Origin of the sequence: Micrococcus luteus, from assembly GCF_014138885.1 — a bacterium.
Taxonomy (GTDB): Bacteria; Actinomycetota; Actinomycetes; order Actinomycetales; family Micrococcaceae; genus Micrococcus; species Micrococcus luteus.
On sequence record NZ_JACJIK010000001.1, the window covers coordinates 589,839 to 607,757 of the forward strand.

Consider the following 17,919-nt stretch of genomic DNA (forward strand, 5'->3'; position numbering starts at 1 on the left):
CCCGCGGACCCCGGCCCGGGCGCTCAGCCGGCGAACGGGTCCCAGCCGGACTCGGACAGGGGCCGGTGCCCGGTCGGCGGCCGGGCCCCGTCCGGCACGAGCCGGCCGATCCGCGTGAACCCCCGGGGCAGCTCGGTCTCGGGCCACGCCAGCCCCAGGAGGCCGTAGTCCTCGCCCCCGCCGGTCACGAGCGCCTCCGGACTGGTCCCGGCCAGGGCGGCCACGCGGCGCAGGGGTGCGGCGGTCGCCGCCAGCCAGGCCTCGTCCAGCCACGGTGCCGGCGCGGGTCCGGCCCCGCCGGTGGCGGCCGCCATGCGGTGCGCGTCCTTGCCCAGGCCGTCGGAGACGTCCATGAGGGTGAGCAGGCCGGCCGTCACCGCGGCGGGCCCGAGGGCCAGCGGCGGGCGCGGTCGCAGCTGGGCCCGGACGGCGCGGGCGAGCTCCCGCGGTGACGGCAGGTCGGCGGCGGCGAGGGCGTCCGCCCGTCGCTCCAGCTCCGCGCGGTCGGTGAGCAGCAGGGCGAGCCCGGCGGCGGCCCACCCCGGCCCCGAAGGCGCGGCGGCCCGGGGACTCCCCGGCACCGCCTGGGCATGGACGAGGTCGGCGCCCTCGGCGAGCACGCGGTCCCGGTCCGCCGCGGCCGGCGCGCGGCGCAGCACGCCGCCGGGGTGCGGGTCCCCGAGCACCGTCACTGCGGCGTGGACCCGTCCGCCGGTGCCCAGGTCGCCCCCGGCCACCCGGCAGTCCGGCGCGCCGAGGTGACGCACCGCGCCCACGATGCCCGCGGCGAACGACCGCACCCAGGCGACCGGCGTCGTCGGCGGCAGGGTGAGGGCGGTGACGAGCGCGGAGGCGGTCCCGCCCATCGCGTTGACGTCCGAGAGGTTCTGGGCGACGGCCTTCCAGCCGGCGTCGTGGCCGCGGGTGCGGGGACCGGCGGGCCAGCGGTGCAGGAAGTCCGTGCCCTCCCCCATCGCGTCCGTGGAGATGAGCGTCCCGCCGCGGGGCGCGGGCACGAGGGCGGCGTCGTCGCCCGGGGCGACGGTGCCGGCGGGCCAGTGGCCGTCCCGGACGGCGGGGGCGAGCCCGGTCAGGACGACCTCGAGCAGCTCGGCCTCCGTGAGGTCGCCGACGGTCGCCCCCGCCGCAGCCGCGGGGTCGCGCATCGTCATCGGCGGCCCCGCCGGACCGGGACGCCGGAGGCCCGGGCGAGGGCGTCGCGGAAGGCGTGGAAGCGGTCCACCTCGGCGCGCACCGGGTCGACGACGAGCCGCCGGCCGACGTCGGTGGTCGCCTCCTCGAGGCGGCGGCGCGCGCGGCGTCCCCGCGCCGCGGCGGTCCACCGGGTCAGGGGGATCGCCAGCAGGGCCAGCAGCACGCCGAGCGCGAGGCCGCCGACGAGCAGCAGCGTCGGGAGGGGGAAGCCCTCGACCGTGGGCGCGGGCGGCAGGGGGAACTGCAGGTACCCCGCCAGGGCGAGGACGCCCAGCCAGCCGGCGCCGACGACGGCGGTGAGGAGGGCGAGCCACTGCAGCACGTCCAGCACGGGGTGCCACCAGCTGCCCCGACCGGCCCCGAGGTCGGTGGCGGCGATCGCCTGGTCCACGGCGCCGGGGAGCTCCTCGGCGTGCTCCCGGCCCGCGCGGCGGATGGCGGCGGCCCACGGCTCGGAGGCTCCCGCGCCGGCCGCGGCGGCCAGCGTGCGGACCGCGCCGTCGACGACGGCCCGCTGGGTGCCCGAGCGCTCGGGCAGGGAGGTGCGGTGCAGCGCGGGGTCGCGGGCGACCTCGTCCCGGTCGCGGCGGGGGGCGGCGCTCTCGGGCATCAGGTGCAGGCGCCGCAGGGGGTCCGCGCGGAAGGAGTGCATCCAGCGCAGCACGGGCCAGCTGGTGCGCTTGGCCGAACGCAGCCGGTACGAGCCCTCGACCGCCCGGACGACGGCCGGCACGCCGCCGGCCACGGCCAGCTCGCGCCCGAGCCGCTGCTCGTCCCCGGGCCCGACGCCGGCCGGCTCGCCCTCGCCCGAGGCGGCGGCGAGGTCCGCGGCACGGGCCGCGACGTCCGCGCCCAGGCGCTCGGCGGCCGCGCCGCGCTGGGCGACGATCGCCGCGACCTGCCGGCCGACCTCCTCGAGGCCCTCCCCCGTGCGCGCGGACACGGGCAGCACCCGGACGTCGCCGAGGCCGTGGCCGGAGAGCATCCGGCGCAGCGAGGCCAGCACGACGTCCCGGTCCCGCACCGAGAGCCGGTCCACCTGGTTGAGCAGCACGAGGGTCACGGCCGCGTGCGAGCCCATGGTCGCCAGGAACTCGCGGTGCAGCACGGCGTCCGCGTACTTCTCCGGGTCCACGACCCACACCAGCACGTCCACGTGGCCGGCCAGCCGGGAGGTGATCTCGCGGTTGCCCCGCTCGACCGAGTCGATGTCCGGCAGGTCCAGCAGGATCAGGCCGGTGGCGTCGGCGCCGTCACGGCGGCCGAAGCCGAGGAACCCGGGGCGGCCGTCGTCGAGCACGGGCGCCTCGTCCAGCAGGTGGCGGCGGCGCACGCCGAGCCAGTCGAGCAGCGCGGCCGCACCGCCGCCCTCGCCGGTGCCGTCGCCGTGCTCCGGGTCCAGCCCCTGTCCCCGGCCCACGCCCCAGACCGCGGCGAGCGGCTCGGACGTGGTGGGCCGGGTGGCGGCCACGCGGGCCAGGTCGCGGCCGGTGAGCGCGTTGAACAGGGAGGACTTGCCGGAGCCCGTCGCCCCGAAGAACCCGACCACGGTGTGCTCCGCGGAGAGCGCCTGGCGCTCCCCGGCCGCGCGCACGACGGCGTCGGCCCCGGCCACGACGTCCTCGGGCAGGCGGCCCGCGGCCAGCTCGGCGGCCTCGCCGAGAGCGTCCAGGCGGGGGGCCAGGGCGGGGGTGTCGCGGCGGCTCATCGGGGCTCCTCCCCCGCCTCGGCGGCGGACGGGGCGTCCTCGGGCCCGGTCGGGCCGTCGACGCCGGCGGCCACCCCGCGGCGCAGCACCGGCACGAGGGCGCGCAGCTCCTCGGTGGCCTGCGGCTCGCGCTCGAGGTGGAGCAGCGGCAGGAAGCGGTCCGCGAGCACGGTCTCGAGGAAGGCCCGCACGCGGCGCTCGAGCAGCTCATCGGCACGCCGGGCCATGCGGCGCACGGCGTCCTCGCCGAAGATCGACTCGAGCAGCTTCTGACCGACGACGGCGGCGCCGCCGGCGATGCCGACCTCGATGCCCGCGAGTCCGCCGGTGGAGGCGAACGAGATGATCATGAGGGCCACGGCCGCACCGTTCACGCCGGTGGCCGCCAGGCGGGCGCGCGTGCGCTTGCCCGCACCCTCCTCCTGGATCAGCGCCAGCACGTCCGACTGCCAGTCCCGCACGACGTCGGCCGCCCGCGCCGACGCATCCGGCGTCAGGGCACCCAGGTCGCGCCCGGCCACGAGGGCCCGGCCCGCCGGCTCGGACGCCCAGCGCCGCTCGATCTGCTCGGCGGCCGCGGCGGCCGCCTCGACCATCACGGCGTGCAGGCCGGTCTCGAGCGCGGTCTCGACCTCTTCGGGCGGGGCCGGGCGTCCGCGCACGAGGGCGCCGAGGCGGTCCCGCAGCCGGCCGATCGTGGTCTCGACGCCGCGGAAGAACTCCCCCGTGCCGACGAAGTCCTGCCAGCGGGAGAGCACCTCGCCGCGCAGCAGCGTGCCGTCCGAGGTGGCCTCGCGGACCCGGCCGACGGCCTGGTCCGTGGAGTCCCCCACGATCCGGGCGAGCAGGTCCGCGGCGTGCCGCTGCTCCTCCTCGGCGCGGGCCAGGTCGGCGACGCGGGCGGCCAGCTGGCCCAGCACGCCGTCCACGGTCCGGCGGGCGACGGCGCCGCGCGCCTGGGCGTCGGCGGCGAGGGTCTCGAGCCAGACGCGCAGGCCTGCGACGTGCTCCTGCGGGAGCAGGCCGCGCTCGTCGAAGCGGGTCTCGGGGATCACGTGGATCCGGGCGTCGGCGAGGCCGCGCTCGGTGAGCATGCGCCGCAGGTCCGGGGTGATGTCCTCCGCCGCGCCCTCGGGCACGCGGCCGAGCACGACGGCCACGGTGATGTCGCGGGCGGCGGCCTCGTCCAGCAGCTGCCAGGGCACGGCGTCGGCGTAGCGGTGCGCCGTCGTCGTGAAGATCCACAGGTCGGCGGCCTCGAGGAGCTGCCGGGCCAGCGCGCGGTTCTGGTCCGCCACGGAGTCGATGTCCGGGGCGTCCACGAGGGCGATGCCCGAGGGCAGTGCGGGCTCGGCCACGAGCGCGACCGTGTCCATCGCGGACTGGTCGGGTTCGACGGGGCCGGCGGCCGCGTCGCGGTGCACGCTGACGCGGGCGAGGTCGGGCAGCACCCGCGGGCCCGTGAACCAGTGGGCGTCGGCGGGGTTGTGCAGCAGCAGCGGCTGGCGCGTGGTGGGCCGCAGGGCGGAGGAGCGGGAGACCTCGTGGCCGACGAGCGCGTTCACCAGCGTGGACTTGCCCGCACCGGTGGAGCCGCCCACGACGGCCAGCAGCGGCGCGTCGAGCGAGTCGAGGCGGGGCAGCACGTAGTCGTCGATCTGGTGCAGGGTGCGCTCTCGCTCGGCGCGGTCCTGCCCCGCGGTGACGGTCTCGAAGGGCAGTTCGAGCGCGGCGAGGTGCTCGCGCACGCGGCGGACGGCCGTGTCGACACCGAGGTCTGGGGCGTTCTGATCCGTGTGTGGCACGTGGGCCATCGTCTCACGGCGCGCGCCGGCCGCCCATCCCGCCGGCCCGGCGGATGGAGACGACGGAAGCCCGGTCCGTGCGGACCGGGCTTCCTGTCACTCGGGTGACCCCAGCGGGATTTGAACCCGCGTTACCGCCGTGAGAGGGCGGCGTACTAGGCCGCTATACGATGGGGCCGAGCGCGCTGTCCGCGTGTGCGGACGCGATGCCGTGGAGACCTTCTGCTGCGCCTGCATCTCCTGTTCAGGCGGCGGATGCGTCATCCGCCCGTGCCGTCCCGGTCCGAGGACCGGGCGGCGACTGCGTGACCCCAGCGGGATTTGAACCCGCGTTACCGCCGTGAGAGGGCGGCGTACTAGGCCGCTATACGATGGGGCCGTGCGCCACGTCCGAGCTTCTCCGCCCGTGCGCGTTCACTGAGTCCGAAGACTCGCTGGGGTACCAGGACTCGAACCTAGAATGACGGTACCAGAAACCGTTGTGTTGCCAATTACACCATACCCCACTGTCGGTCAAGCATGCCTGACCGATGTGCATCATATTCATGAACTCGGTGTTCCCGGATCTCTCCGGCAACGAGTAAGAACTCTACACCCTCCGGGCGGCGCGTGCAAAATCGGCGGGTCAGGCCGCCAGCCAGGTCCGCAGCCCGCCGATCGCCCGCATCCGCCAGCATGCGTGCTCCTCGTCCCAGAGCGGCTCCTCCGCCCCGCCGTGGGCGGGGGCGTCGGGGCTCATCCACACCGGGACGAGCCCCGCCGACCGGGCCCCCTCGACGTCGTGACGCAGGCTGTCCCCCACCATGAGGGTGCGTCCCGGGTCCGTGCCCAGGCGGGAGCAGCCGGCCAGGAAGGGGGCCGGGTCCGGCTTCGGGGCCCCGGCCGTGTCCGAGCCGATCAGCACCTCGACCCACTCCAGACCGAGGGCGTCGGCCTTGCCGCGCTGGTAGGCCTCCACGTTGTTCGTGACGATCCCCACGCCACGGCCTGTTCCCCGCACCTCGGCGAGCACGTCGGCGGTCGCGGGGAACAGCGCCCAGTGCCCGCGCACGACCTCTTCGTAGTCGGTGGTCCACAGGCCGTCGAGCGGGGTCGCCGCGTCCTCGGGCACGCCGAGCGTGCGCAGGGCGTCGGCCACGCGGGCCAGCCGCTGCTCCTCGAACGTCAGCTCCCCGGCCACGTAGCGCCCGTAGTGGCCGCCGACGTCGGACGCGAAGGCCTCGGTGGCCTCGGCCAGCACCGCCGGGTCGACGTCGGCGGCCCCGGCCCACTGCCGGCGCACCGTCGCGTCGAACGCGGCGTGCTGGGCGGAGCGCAGATCCAGCAGCGTGTCGTCCAGGTCGAAGAGGACGGCGTCCCAGGCCGGCGGCGCGGGCGCGCCCGCGGACCCGCCGGCCGGCGTCGTGCTGGCGCCCCGGCTCATGCGTCGGCGGGCTGGTCCTGGTCCAGGCCCTGCTCCGCGGCGAAGCGGTCCAGGCGGGCGAGCGCGGAGTCCCGGCCCAGGATCTCGAGCGACTCGAAGAGCGGCGGGGACACCTTGCGGCCGGTCACCGCGACGCGCACCGGGCCGAACGCCTGGCGCGGCTTGAGGCCCAGGCCGTCGATGAGGGCGGCCCGCAGCGCCGCCTCGATGCGCTCGGTGGTGAACTCGTCCTCGGGCAGGGCGGCCAGCGCCTCCCGGGCCGCGGCGACGGCGGCCCCCAGGTCCGCCGGCATGCCCTTGAGGGCGCCCTCGGCCGTCCGGACGTCCCGGTCCGCCGTGAAGAGGAAGGCGAGCATCTCGACGGCCTCGCCGAGCAGCTGCACGCGCTCCTGCACGAGCGGGGCCGCGGCGGTGAGGATCTGCATCTCCCGCTCCGTGAGGTGCTCGCCCACGAGGCCGGCCGCGTGCAGGTAGGGCACGAGACGGTCGCGGAAGTCGGCCACGTCGAGCATGCGCACGTGCGTGCCGTTGATCGCGATCGCCTTCTTCTCGTCGAAGCGGGCGGGGTTGGCCAGCACCTTGTGCACGTCGAAGTGCTCCACGAACTGCTGCGGGGTGAAGATGTCCTCGTCCGCGGAGAGGGACCAGCCCAGCAGGCCGAGGTAGTTCAGCAGGCCCTCCGGGATGAAGCCGTTGTCCCGGTGCAGGAACAGGTTGGCCTGCGGGTCGCGCTTGGACAGCTTCTTGTTGCCCTCGCCCATCACGTAGGGCAGGTGGCCGAACACCGGCATGTACCGGGCGACGCCGATCGCGTGCAGGGCGCGGTAGAGCGCGATCTGGCGCGGAGTCGAGGAGAGCAGGTCCTCACCGCGCAGCACGTGGGTGATGCCCATGAGCGCGTCGTCCACCGGGTTCACGAGGGTGTACAGCGGCGAGCCGTCCGCGCGCACCACCACGAAGTCCGGCACGGAGCCGGCCTTGAAGGTGATCTCCCCGCGCACCAGGTCGGTGAAGGTGATGTCCTCGTCCGGCATGCGCAGCCGCCAGACCGGCGCGCGGCCCTCGGCCTCGAAGGCGGCGATCTGCTCGTCCGTGAGGTCGCGGTCGTGGCCGTCGTAGCCGAGCTTGGGGTCGCGGCCGGCGGCCCGGTGACGGGCCTCGGTCTCCTCGGGGCTCGAGTAGGACGGGTAGATGTATCCGCCGGCCTTGAGCTTCTCGATCACGTCCGCGTAGATCTGCCCGCGCTGGGACTGACGGTACGGCTCGTGCGGGCCGCCGACCTCGACGCCCTCGTCCCAGTCGATCCCGAGCCAGCGCATCGCCTCGAGCAGCTGCTGGTAGGACTCCTCCGAGTCGCGCTTGGCGTCCGTGTCCTCGATGCGGAACACGAGGGTGCCGCCGGTGTGCCGCGCCCAGCCCCAGTTGAACAGGACGGTGCGGATCAGCCCCACGTGGGGGGTGCCGGTGGGCGAGGGGGCGAAGCGCACGCGCACGGGGGTCTCGGCGTCCACCTGGGGGACGTCGGCGAAGGGGGCGGGGGCGTTCTCGGACACGGGAGCGGTGGCGTCAGTCATGATGCCCCGAGTCTACGCGGGGGCCCGGACGCCGTCGTCGGGCGCCAGCGTCAGCGGCGGAAGACGGTGGCGAGGACGCCGATGCCCTCGACCTCGGCCTCGACGCGCTGGCCCTCCTGGACCGTCCCGACCCCGCCCGGGGTGCCGGTCAGGATCACGTCGCCGGGCAGGAGGGTGAACATCTCCGAGGCCGCGGCCACGAGCTCGCGGACGCCGAAGACCATGTCCGCCGTCGTGCCGTCCTGGCGGGTCTCGCCGTCGAGCCGGGACGTGATGCGCAGGCCGCCGGCCGGCTCCACGTCCAGCTCGGTCTCGATCCACGGGCCCAGCGGGCAGGCGCCGTCGAAGCCCTTGGCGCGGGCCCACTGCAGGTCGGTGCGCTGGGCGTCGCGGGCGGTGAGGTCGTTGCCCACGGTGTAGCCGAACACGACGTCGTCCACGCGGCTCACCGGCACGTCCTTGCAGATGGTGCCGATGACGACGGCAAGCTCGGCCTCGTAGGAGACCTCGTCCGACCAGCTCGGCAGGGTCACGGGCTCGTTCGGACCCACCACGGAGGTGTTCGGCTTGAGGAAGAACTGGGGCGAGGTGGGCACCTCGTTGCCGAGCTCCTTGGCGTGGTCAGCCCAGTTGCGGCCGACGCCGACGATCTTGGAGCGCGGGATGATCGGCGCCACGAGGCGCACGTCCTCGAGGCGGTGCGTGGTGCCGGTGGGCTGGATCCCGTGGAAGAACGGGTCGCCCTGCAGGGCGGTGATGCTCAGCTCGGCGGGGTCGGCGTCGGCCGGGCCCTCCACGATGCCGTAGGTCGGTTCGGCCTGGTCCACGAAACGGGCGATGCGCATGCCTGCCAGCCTAGTGGGTGAGCAGCGGGCGCCGTCGCCGGACACCCCACCCGATGCCGACCCCGCTGACGCCGCGAGCCAGACGATTCGGCCGCGCCCGACGGCCCGGGGCGACCGATTCGTCTGGCTCGCGGGCGGATTCGTCTGGCTCAGCGGGGTGCGGTGCGGCGCGGTGCAGGGCGGGTCGAGACCGCTCAGCAGCAGCGGCTGCCCGGATTCGCCTGCTGGCGGGCGTATTCGGCCCGCCAGAATTCCCGCTCGGTCATCGGTGCCCGCCCCGGGTGGTGGGCCCGGTGATGGGCCACGTAGGCGTCGTACTTCCCCTCACCGGAGAGCTGGCGGACCCACCAGCGCGCCCGGGCCCACACCCCGGGCCGTGACGGGCCGGCCGAGCCCTCCGCGGTGGAGGGCCCGGCCGGCGTCGCGCGCGGATCGGCCACGTCAGTGACCCCGCACCGGCTGCCGGTCCGCCGGCAGGGCGTCCCACTGCCGCTGCAGCTCCTTCTCCTCGGCCGTGGCGAACAGCCCGGCCGGGGCGAAGCGCTGCGAGGGCACGTACGGGTCCTGGTGGTCGATGACCTCGGTGCCGCGGAAGGCGCGCACCGTGGCGAGCACCGACGTCGTGATGACGATCAGCGCCAACACCAGGAAGACGACGGAGAGCGTGCCCTGGATGAAGGTGTTGCGGACCACGGCCTCCATGGCCGGCACGGACTTCGCGGCGCCGAAGCTCGTCTTCCCCGCCGCCAGCGCGTCCTGGAACGCGCGATGCTGCGCCCAGTAGCCCACCGCCGGGATGGAGGAGAAGATCTTCTGGAACGACGCCACGGTGGTGACCACGGTGATGAACGCCAGCGGCAGCGCCACGATCCACAGGCCCCGGAAGTGCCGGCGGCCGGCCACGATCGCCAGGACCACCGCGAGCGCGATGGCCGCCAGCAGCTGGTTGGCGATGCCGAACAGCGGGAACAGCGTGTTGATGCCGCCCAGCGGGTCGGTCACGCCCATGATCAGCACGGCGCCCCACGCGGCCACCATGATGCCGGTGCACACCCAGGCGCCCACGCGCCAGCCGGTGTCCTTGAAGCGCGGGACCACGTTGCCCAGGGAATCCTGGAGCATGAAGCGGGCCACGCGGGTGCCGGCGTCCACGGCGGTGAGGATGAACAGCGCCTCGAACATGATGGCGAAGTGGTACCAGAAGCCCATGAGGGCCTCGCCGCCGATCAGCTGGCCCATGATGATCGAGAGCCCGACGGCGAGCGTCGGGGCGCCACCCGTGCGGGAGACGACCGTGTCCTCGCCCACGAGGTTCGCCAGCGCGGTGAGCTGCTCGGGCGTGACGTCCACGCCGGCCAGGCCCAGGCTCATCACCCAGGCGGCCGCCGTCTCGGGGGTGCCGCCGGTGAGCGCGGCGGGGGCGTTCATGGCGAAGTAGATGCCGCGGTCGATGGACACGGCCGCCACGAGCGCCATGACCGCCACGAAGGCCTCCATGAGCATGCCGCCGTAGCCGATGAAGCGGGTCTGGCGCTCCTTCTCCACCATCTTCGGGGTGGTGCCCGAGGCGATCAGCGCGTGGAAGCCGGACAGGGCGCCGCACGCGATGGTCACGAACAGGAACGGGAACAGGGAGCCCGGCCACACCGGACCGGTCTGGCCCGAGGCGAACTCGGAGATCGCCGGGGCGGTGATCTGCGGCTGCACGACGACGATGGCCAGCGCGAGACCGGCGATCACGCCGATCTTCATGAAGGTGGACAGGTAGTCGCGCGGAGCGAGCAGCAGCCACACGGGCAGCACGGCCGCGACGAACCCGTAGATGATCACGGCCCAGGCGATGGTGGTGCGGTCCAGGGTGAACAGGGCCGCGCCCCACTCGGTCCCGGCGACCCAGCCGCCGCCGATGATGGCCGCCAGGAGCAGGACGAACCCGATCACGGAGATCTCGGTGATGCGGCCCGGGCGGATCCAGCGCAGGTATGCGCCCATGAAGAGCGCGATCGGGATGGTCATGGCCACGGAGAACACGCCCCACGGGGACTCGCCCAGGGCGTTGACCACCACGAGGGCCAGGATGGCCGTGATGATCACCATGATCAGCAGGGTCGCGACGATCGCGGCGGTGCCCCCGACGCGGCCCAGCTCGTCCCGGGCCATCTGGCCGAGCGAGCGGCCGCCGCGGCGCATCGAGAAGAACAGGACGAGGTAGTCCTGGACCGCGCCGGCCAGGATCACGCCGACGATGATCCAGATGGTGCCGGGCAGGTAGCCCATCTGCGCGGCGAGCACGGGGCCCACGAGCGGACCGGCGCCGGCGATGGCCGCGAAGTGGTGGCCGTAGAGCACGCGTCGGTCGGTGGCCACGTAGTCCCGGCCGTCGGCCCGGTACTCGGCCGGGGTGGCGCGGGTGTCGTCCGGGTGGACGATCATGCGCTCGACGTACTTCGAGTAGAAGCGGTAGCCGATCGCGAACGTCGCCACGGCGGCGAACACGAACCAGATCGCGTTGATCGTCTCGCCGCGGTGCAGGGCGAGCATGGTCCAGGCGACGCCGCCGAGCAGGGCGACGGCCACCCAGACGGCGATCTTCGCGGGCGTCCAGCGGGGCCGGCCGGCGGCCTCGGTGGGCGGGAGGTCTTCCGGCGTCGTGGCCGGGAGTGGGGCGCCCTCGGCGGGCGCGGAGGAGCGGTGCGAGCTCACGGGGGTCTCCGTTCGTGGGGTGGGGTCAGACGAGGCGGTGCAGCCAGCCGTGGCGGTCCTCGACGCGCCCGGTCTGGATGCCCTCGAGCTCGGTGCGGATCCTGAGGGCCACGTCGGCCCCGCCGGCGGACTCGATCACGTCGTCGCCGTCGAGCAGACGGCCGATCGGGGTCACGACGGCGGCGGTGCCGCACGCGAAGACCTCGGTGATCTCGCCCGAGCGGACGCCCTCGGCCCACTCGGCGAGGGTGACGCGACGCTCCTCGACGGTCAGGCCCATGTCGCGGCCGAGCTGGAGGATCGAGGAGCGGGTGACGCCCTCGAGGATCGTGCCGGTGAGCGCCGGGGTGACGAGGCGGCCGTCGGCGTGCACGAAGAACACGTTCATGCCGCCGAGCTCCTCGATCGCGTCGTCGTGGTACTGGTCGAGGAACACGACCTGGTCGGCGCCCTTCGCCGCGGCCTGCAGCTGGGGCAGCAGCGAGGCGGCGTAGTTGCCGCCGGTCTTGGCCGCGCCCGTGCCGCCCTTGCCGGCGCGGGCGTAGTCACGCGAGACCCAGATGGTCACCGGCTTGAGCTCGCCGCCGAAGTAGTTGCCGGCCGGGGAGGCGATCACCATGTACCGCACCTGCCGGGCCGGGCGGACGCCGAGGAACGCCTCGGAGGCGAACATGAAGGGGCGCAGGTAGAGGGACTGGCCGGGGCCGGTGGGCACCCAGGCCTGGTCCGCCTCGAGCTGGGCCTGCAGCGAGCCGAGGAACAGCTCCTCGGGCAGCTCCGGCAGGGCCAGGCGGCGGGCGGAGCGGTTCAGGCGCGCGGCGTTGGCCTCGGGACGGAACGTCCACACCGACCCGTCCTCGTGCCGGTAGGCCTTCAGCCCCTCGAAGATCTCCTGGCCGTAGTGCAGCACCGCGGCCGCGGGGTCCAGGGACAGCGGTCCGTAGGGCTCCACGCGGGCGTCGTGCCACGCGCCCCCGTCCTCGTCCCAGGTCCAGTCGATCGAGACCATGTGGTCCGTGAAGACGTTGCCGAAACCGGGGTCCTGGAGGATCTCGACGCGCTGCTGATCGGACATCGGGGACAGATGCGGTTGCCGCGTGAACACGGTCTCGGACACGGTGGGATCACTCCTCGTGACGGGTGACGGATGGGGACGGCTCCGGTGCCGGGCACGACGCGCGGGGGCCACGGCGCCGGGCGTGGCACACGCCACAGGCCGTCGCCCCATCCTAGACCCGGCGTCGACGCGCCGGGCCCGCGCGTCAGACCCGCGCGACGACGTCGGCGCCCACCTCGGCGGTGGTGCCCCGCGCGCCCTCCACCCGGTCCTTCAGGTGCGCCCACACGGCGGTGCGCACGCGCGCCGCCGCGCCGGCCTCGCCCACGTGCTCGAGCAGCAGGGCGGCGGAGAGGATGGCGGCCACGGGGTCGGCGACCCCCTGGCCCGCGATGTCGGGAGCGGAGCCGTGGACCGGCTCGAACATCGACGGCGCCGTGCCCTCGACGTTGATGTTGCCGGAGGCCGCGAGCCCGATGCCGCCGGTCACGGCGGCGGCCAGGTCCGTGATGATGTCCCCGAACAGGTTGTCCGTCACGATCACGTCGAAGCGGGCCGGGTCCGTCGCCAGGAAGATCATGGCGGCGTCCACGTGCATGTAGTCCCAGGTGACCGCGGGGAAGTCGGCCGCCACGGACTCCACGGTGCGGCGCCACAGGTGGCCGGCGTGGACCAGGACGTTGTGCTTGTGCACGAGCGTGAGGCGCTTGCGCTCGCCCGCGTCGGCGCGACGGAAGGCGTCCTCGACGACGCGGCGCACGCCGAACGCCGTGTTCACGGAGACCTCCGTGGCGATCTCGTGCGGGGTGTCCACGCGGATCGCGCCGCCGTTGCCCACGTACGGCCCCTCCGTGCCCTCGCGCACCACGGTGAAGTCGATCTCGCCGGGCGCGGCCAGGGGGCTGACGGCGCCGGGCAGCAGGGTGGCCGGGCGCAGGTTCACGCCGTGGTCCAGAGCGAAGCGCAGCTTGAGCAGCATGCCGCGCTCGATCAGCCCGGACGGGATGCGCTCGTCCCCGGGCGCGGCGCCGACGGCCCCGAACAGGATCGCGTCGTGGCGGCGCAGGGACTCGAGGACCTCGTCCGTGAGCGCCTCGCCGGTCTCGAGCCAGTGCTCCGCACCCAGCGGATACGGGGTGAGCCGGGCCTCCGGACGCCCCTCGGCACGCAACGCCGCCTGCAGGACGGCGGCGGCCTGGTCGGTGACCTCGGGGCCGATGCCGTCGCCGCCGATGACGGCGATGTCCAAGGGGTCTGCGGAGCTGCGTGTGGTCTCGGTCATGGCCCTCAGGCTACGCGGGGCACGCGTGAGGACCACATCGTGTGACACCCGGTCTCACCCTCCGGACGGGCTCAGTCCTCGGCGGGCTCCTCGTGGCGCGGGAAGACCGGCTGCGGGGCGGGCAGCGGCGTGCCGGGGACCAGGTCCTCGTGGAACGCGGCGAAGGACCGCGGGCCGTTGCCGGACGCGCCGGTGCGGCCGGCGTCGCCCTCGGCGGGGACGCCGAGCAGGTCCAGCAGCCGCGACGCCGAGTCGGGCATCACCGGCTGCGCGAGCAGGGCCACCCGGCGCACGGCCTGCAGCGTCACGTACAGCACCGTGCGCATGCGCGGCTCGTCCGTCTTGCGCAGCACCCACGGGGCCTGGTCCGCGAAGTAGGCGTTGACCTCGCCGAGCACGCGCCAGGTCTCCTCGAGCGCGTCGTGGAAGTCCTGCACCGCGTACGCGGACCGGGAGCGCTCCAGCAGGGCGTCGACCTGGGCCAGGACGGCGCGGTCCGCCTCGGTGAACTCGCCCGACTCGGGCACGGCGGCGCCGCAGTTCTTGGCCACCATGGACAGCGAGCGCTGGGCGAGGTTGCCGAGGTTGTTGGCCAGGTCCGCGTTCTTGCGGCTCACCACGGCCTCGTGGCTGTAGGAGCCGTCCGCGCCGAACGGGAACTCGCGCAGCAGGAAGAAGCGGATGGCGTCCAGGCCGTACCGGGCCACCCATTCCCGCGGGTGCACCACGTTGCCCAGGGACTTGGACATCTTGGCCCCGTTGTTGTTCAGGAAGCCGTGGATCATGACGCGGCGCGGCAGCTCGAGGCCGGCCGACATGAGGAACGCGGGCCAGAAGATGCAGTGGAACCGGGAGATGTCCTTGCCGATCACGTGCAGGTCCGCGGGCCAGTAGCGCGCGAACGCCTCCGGGTCCTCGGCGGGCCAGCCCGCGCCCGTGAGGTAGTTCGTCAACGCGTCGACCCAGACGTAGGTGACGTGGTCGGCGCGCCGGTCGGCGTCGGCGGCGTCGGGGTCCGCGGGCGCCGGCAGGTCGATGCCCCACTGGAAGGAGGTCCGGGAGATGGACAGGTCCTCGAGCCCGGCCTCCACGAAGCGGATGACCTCGTTGAAGCGGTACCGGGGGGCGGCGAAGTCCGGGTGCTCGCGGTAGTGGTCCAGCAGCGGCTGCTGGTACTTGGACAGGCGGAAGAAGTAGGACTCCTCCTCCGTCCACGTCACCTCGGTGCCGGTCTCGACGGCGCGGCGCACCCCGTCCTGACCCACCTCGGTCTCGTCCTCGCCGAAGTAGCGTTCGTCCCGCACGGAGTACCAGCCGGCGTAGGAGCCGAGGTAGATGTCGCCGTTGGCCTCCATCCGCCGCCAGATCTCGCGGACGGCCTCGGCGTGGTCCGTGTCCGTGGTGCGGATGAAGCGGTCGTAGGAGATGTCCAGGACGTCGTCGTCCATCTCCTTGAAGACGGCGGCGTTGCGCGTCGCCAGCTCGAGGGCGCTCAGGCCCTGCTGCTGCGCCGTCTGCTCCATCTTCTGGCCGTGCTCGTCCGTGCCGGTCAGGAAGCGCACGTCCCGCCCGTCGAGCCGCTGGAAGCGGGCCATCGCGTCCGAGGCGATGTACTCGTAGGCGTGGCCGATGTGCGGCTCGCCGTTCGGGTAGGAGATGGCCGTGGTCAGGTAGTACGGGGCGCGGGCGTCAGTCACAGTCGTCGAGTCTACCGGCGGGGCCGGGGCCCGCGCCGAGGACGACGTCGTCCTCGCCGGCGTCCGGGACGCCGTCGGCGGTCACCTGCAGATGGCCCGGCGCAGGCCGCAGGTGGAGGTGGGCCCACGGGGCCACCACGAGCACGGACGCCCCGATCATCTCGGTCAGCTCCTCCGCGTGCGTCGCGACGTGGTAGGCCTGGGTGCTGCGCCCGATCCCGAAGACGAGCGGCACCGCCTCGAGGAGGATCGCGCCGAAGAAGAACACCGCGCCGCCCGCCACCGTCAGCGCTCGGGTCCGGCGGGGCAGGGCGACGGTGCACAGCGCGAGCAGCCCGAGGACGACGATCGCGGCCGGCGCGCCGAGGATGAGCCACTGGAACGCGGGCAGCGGGTTCTCCCCCGCGAACGGCAGGGCCTCCCACAGCCGGCCGGCCTGCTCGTGGAGCTGCGTCGATTCGTCCAGGCTCATGGCCGCCAGCAGGGCCGCGGGGGTCAACCACGCGAGCAGGCTCCGCCGCCGGTCCGCCCCCAGCGCGCGACGCACGAGACCCACCGTGGTGAAGCCCGCGGCCCCCAGCAGGAGCAGGCCCGAGCTCCACCACGCCGTGAGGTTGGCCTCGTGGTTCACGTCGAAGACCTCGCGCCACCACGGCACCTGCCGCGGGCCCAGCCCGAACACGAAGGGGAGGGCGAACGACCAGGTGGCGAGCAGGACGCTGACGCCGATCAGCCCGCCCGCCGCGCGCCGGGCCCAGCGGCCCTGCACGCCCGGAGGCGTGGCGGGGCGGGCCGCTGCGGCGCGCGCGGTCGGGGCGGGTGCGGGGCGGGGCTCGGCTGGACGCGACATGGACACCATCTCAACACAGGGCGACGCGCGCCGGCCCCGCGGTGCCCGCCGGGCGTGGACGGGTCAGACGGAGAGGTCCACCTCGGCCGCACGGGCCGCGCCGATGGCCGCGGCCAGCGTGGCCGCGGTGTCCCCGGAGAGGGCCCCGTCCAGGGTCAGCACGGCCAGGGCGGCGCCCTCGTCGTCGCGCGAGACGTCCATGCCGGCGATGTTCACGCCCTGCACCCCGAGGGCCTGGCCCAGGACGCCGATCACGCCCGGGCGGTCCTGGTAGGCGAACACGAGCAGGTGGTCGGCCAGCGGCACCTCGAGCTCGTGCCGGTCCACGCCCACGAGCTTCTGCACCTGGCGCGGGCCGGTGAGCGTGCCGGTGACGGCCGTCTGGGAGCCCTGCGCGGTCGCGGCGCGCACCGTGACGGTGTTGCGGTAGGACTCGGACACCGCGGTGGTGGTGAGGCGGCACTCGACGCCGCGCTGCTCGGCCAGCACGGGGGCGTTCACGTAGGAGACCTGGTCCGAGACGATGTCCGTGAACACGCCCTTCAGGGCGGCCAGGCGCATCGCGGAGACGTCGTGCTCGGCGATCTCACCGGCGATCTCCACCTCGACGGCCGTGATGGACTGCTCGCCCACCAGCGCGGTGAGCACGCGGCCCAGCTTCTCGGCCAGCGGCAGGCCGGGGCGCACGTCCTCGTGGATCGCGCCGCCGGCCACGTTCACGGCGTCCGGCACGAGCTCGCCGGAGAGGGCCAGGCGCACGGAGCCGGCGACGGCGACGCCCGCCTTCTCCTGGGCCTCGGCGGTCGAGGCGCCCAGGTGGGGGGTGACCACGGCGGAGTCGTGGGCGAAGAACGCCAGGTCCGTGGCCGGCTCGGAGCTGAAGACGTCGATGCCGGCACCCCCGATGGTCCCGGCCTCGAGCGCGCGGGCGAGGGCGTCCTCGTCCACGAGGCCGCCGCGGGCCACGTTCACGATGATCGCGGTGTCCTTCATGCGGGCGAACTGCTCATCGCCGATCATGCCGACCGTCTCGGGGGTCTTGGGCATGTGGATCGTGACCACGTCGGCGCGCTCGAGCAGCTCGTCCAGCTCGACGAGGCTCGCGCCGAGCTGCTGCGCGCGGGCGGTGGTCACGTAGGGGTCGTAGGCGAGGATCTCCATGCCGAACGCCTTCATGCGCTCGGCCACGAGCGCGCCGATGCGGCCCAGGCCGATCACGCCCAGCCGCTTGCCGTACAGCTCGACGCCCGTGTACTTCGACCGCTTCCACTCCCCCGCCTTCAGCGAGCCGTTGGCGGCCCCGATGTTGCGGGCGGCGGCCAGGATGTGGCCGCAGGTGAGCTCGGCGGCGGAGATGATGTTCGACGTCGGCGCGTTGACGACCATGACGCCGGCCTCGGTGGCGGCGGGCACGTCCACGTTGTCCAGTCCGACGCCGGCGCGCGCGATGACCTTCAGCTGCGGCGCGGCGGCGATCGCCTCGGCGTCCATCTGGGTGGCCGAGCGGATCAGCACCGCGTCGACGTCGCGCAGGTCCTCGAGGAGGCGGGCGCGGTCGGCGCCGTCCGTGCGGCGGATCTCGAAGTCGGGGCCGAGGGCCTCGACGGTGGCGGGCGAGAGTTCCTCGGCGATCAGGACGACGGGCTGGGCTGCGCTCACGGGTGCTCCTGGAGGTGTGGTGCGGTGGGATGGAAGGCGGGCCGGCCCGCGCTCCGGTCCGAGCCTAGACGCGTGACCGGGCCGTGGCCGGAATGCGACGC

13 protein-coding genes and 3 tRNA genes are annotated in these 17,919 nt (G+C 74.4%); all 16 read right to left on the reverse strand.

What is annotated here, in order from left to right:
• Nucleotides 1–23: 23 nt before the first annotated feature.
• Nucleotides 24–1,172, reverse strand: coding sequence for a thiamine-phosphate kinase (locus HDA34_RS02645; protein WP_102708334.1), 1,149 nt, complete (start codon nucleotides 1,170–1,172; stop codon nucleotides 24–26).
• Nucleotides 1,169–2,923 (reverse strand): GTPase, encoded by a 1,755-nt coding sequence (locus HDA34_RS02650; RefSeq protein WP_134376907.1) that lies wholly within the window; start codon nucleotides 2,921–2,923, stop codon nucleotides 1,169–1,171. Before HDA34_RS02650 ends, HDA34_RS02645 begins: the two co-directional genes overlap by 4 nt.
• Nucleotides 2,920–4,728: a dynamin family protein gene (locus HDA34_RS02655; RefSeq protein ID WP_134376909.1), complete on the reverse strand. Its 1,809-nt coding sequence runs from the start codon at nucleotides 4,726–4,728 to the stop codon at nucleotides 2,920–2,922. Before HDA34_RS02655 ends, HDA34_RS02650 begins: the two co-directional genes overlap by 4 nt.
• Before the next feature lie 105 nt (nucleotides 4,729–4,833).
• Nucleotides 4,834–4,906: transfer RNA gene (locus HDA34_RS02660), tRNA-Glu, on the reverse strand.
• A 128-nt stretch (nucleotides 4,907–5,034) separates the two neighbouring features.
• Nucleotides 5,035–5,107: transfer RNA gene (locus HDA34_RS02665), tRNA-Glu, on the reverse strand.
• Between the two features lie 55 nt (nucleotides 5,108–5,162).
• Nucleotides 5,163–5,234: transfer RNA gene (locus HDA34_RS02670), tRNA-Gln, on the reverse strand.
• 119 nt (nucleotides 5,235–5,353) lie between these two features.
• Entirely contained in the window at nucleotides 5,354–6,151 is a 798-nt protein-coding gene (locus HDA34_RS02675; RefSeq protein WP_134376911.1) for an HAD family hydrolase, read from the reverse strand.
• On the reverse strand, nucleotides 6,148–7,725 hold the full coding sequence (gene gltX / locus HDA34_RS02680) for a glutamate--tRNA ligase (protein ID WP_069941576.1): 1,578 nt from the start codon (nucleotides 7,723–7,725) through the stop codon (nucleotides 6,148–6,150). The genes HDA34_RS02675 and gltX overlap by 4 nt, the downstream gene beginning before the upstream one ends.
• 50 nt (nucleotides 7,726–7,775) lie before the next feature.
• A complete protein-coding gene (locus HDA34_RS02685) occupies nucleotides 7,776–8,570 on the reverse strand; it encodes a fumarylacetoacetate hydrolase family protein (RefSeq protein ID WP_041103184.1) in 795 nt (264 codons plus the stop codon).
• Nucleotides 8,571–8,764: 194 nt separating this feature from the next.
• Nucleotides 8,765–9,010, reverse strand: a complete 246-nt coding sequence (locus tag HDA34_RS02690; protein ID WP_080772545.1) for a YbdD/YjiX family protein — start codon at nucleotides 9,008–9,010, stop codon at nucleotides 8,765–8,767.
• Nucleotide 9,011: 1 nt separating this feature from the next.
• Nucleotides 9,012–11,273, reverse strand: a complete 2,262-nt coding sequence (locus tag HDA34_RS02695) for a carbon starvation CstA family protein (RefSeq protein WP_134376913.1) — start codon at nucleotides 11,271–11,273, stop codon at nucleotides 9,012–9,014.
• Between the two features lie 25 nt (nucleotides 11,274–11,298).
• Nucleotides 11,299–12,348 carry a branched-chain amino acid aminotransferase gene (locus HDA34_RS02700; RefSeq protein ID WP_220482204.1) on the reverse strand — a complete coding sequence of 350 codons (1,050 nt, stop codon included), beginning with the start codon at nucleotides 12,346–12,348 and terminating at the stop codon, nucleotides 11,299–11,301.
• A gap of 187 nt (nucleotides 12,349–12,535) precedes the next feature.
• Nucleotides 12,536–13,612, reverse strand: coding sequence for a 3-isopropylmalate dehydrogenase (locus HDA34_RS02705; protein ID WP_101965548.1), 1,077 nt, complete (start codon nucleotides 13,610–13,612; stop codon nucleotides 12,536–12,538).
• Nucleotides 13,613–13,683: 71 nt separating this feature from the next.
• Nucleotides 13,684–15,309 carry a methionine--tRNA ligase gene (gene metG, locus HDA34_RS02710; RefSeq protein WP_134376917.1) on the reverse strand — a complete coding sequence of 542 codons (1,626 nt, stop codon included), beginning with the start codon at nucleotides 15,307–15,309 and terminating at the stop codon, nucleotides 13,684–13,686.
• Nucleotides 15,302–16,159, reverse strand: a complete 858-nt coding sequence (locus tag HDA34_RS02715; RefSeq protein WP_233437058.1) for a DUF8692 domain-containing protein — start codon at nucleotides 16,157–16,159, stop codon at nucleotides 15,302–15,304. The genes metG and HDA34_RS02715 overlap by 8 nt, the downstream gene beginning before the upstream one ends.
• Before the next feature lie 63 nt (nucleotides 16,160–16,222).
• Complete coding sequence (gene serA, locus HDA34_RS02720) at nucleotides 16,223–17,818, reverse strand: phosphoglycerate dehydrogenase (protein WP_134376919.1); 1,596 nt, start codon at nucleotides 17,816–17,818, stop codon at nucleotides 16,223–16,225.
• Nucleotides 17,819–17,919 lie beyond the last annotated feature (101 nt).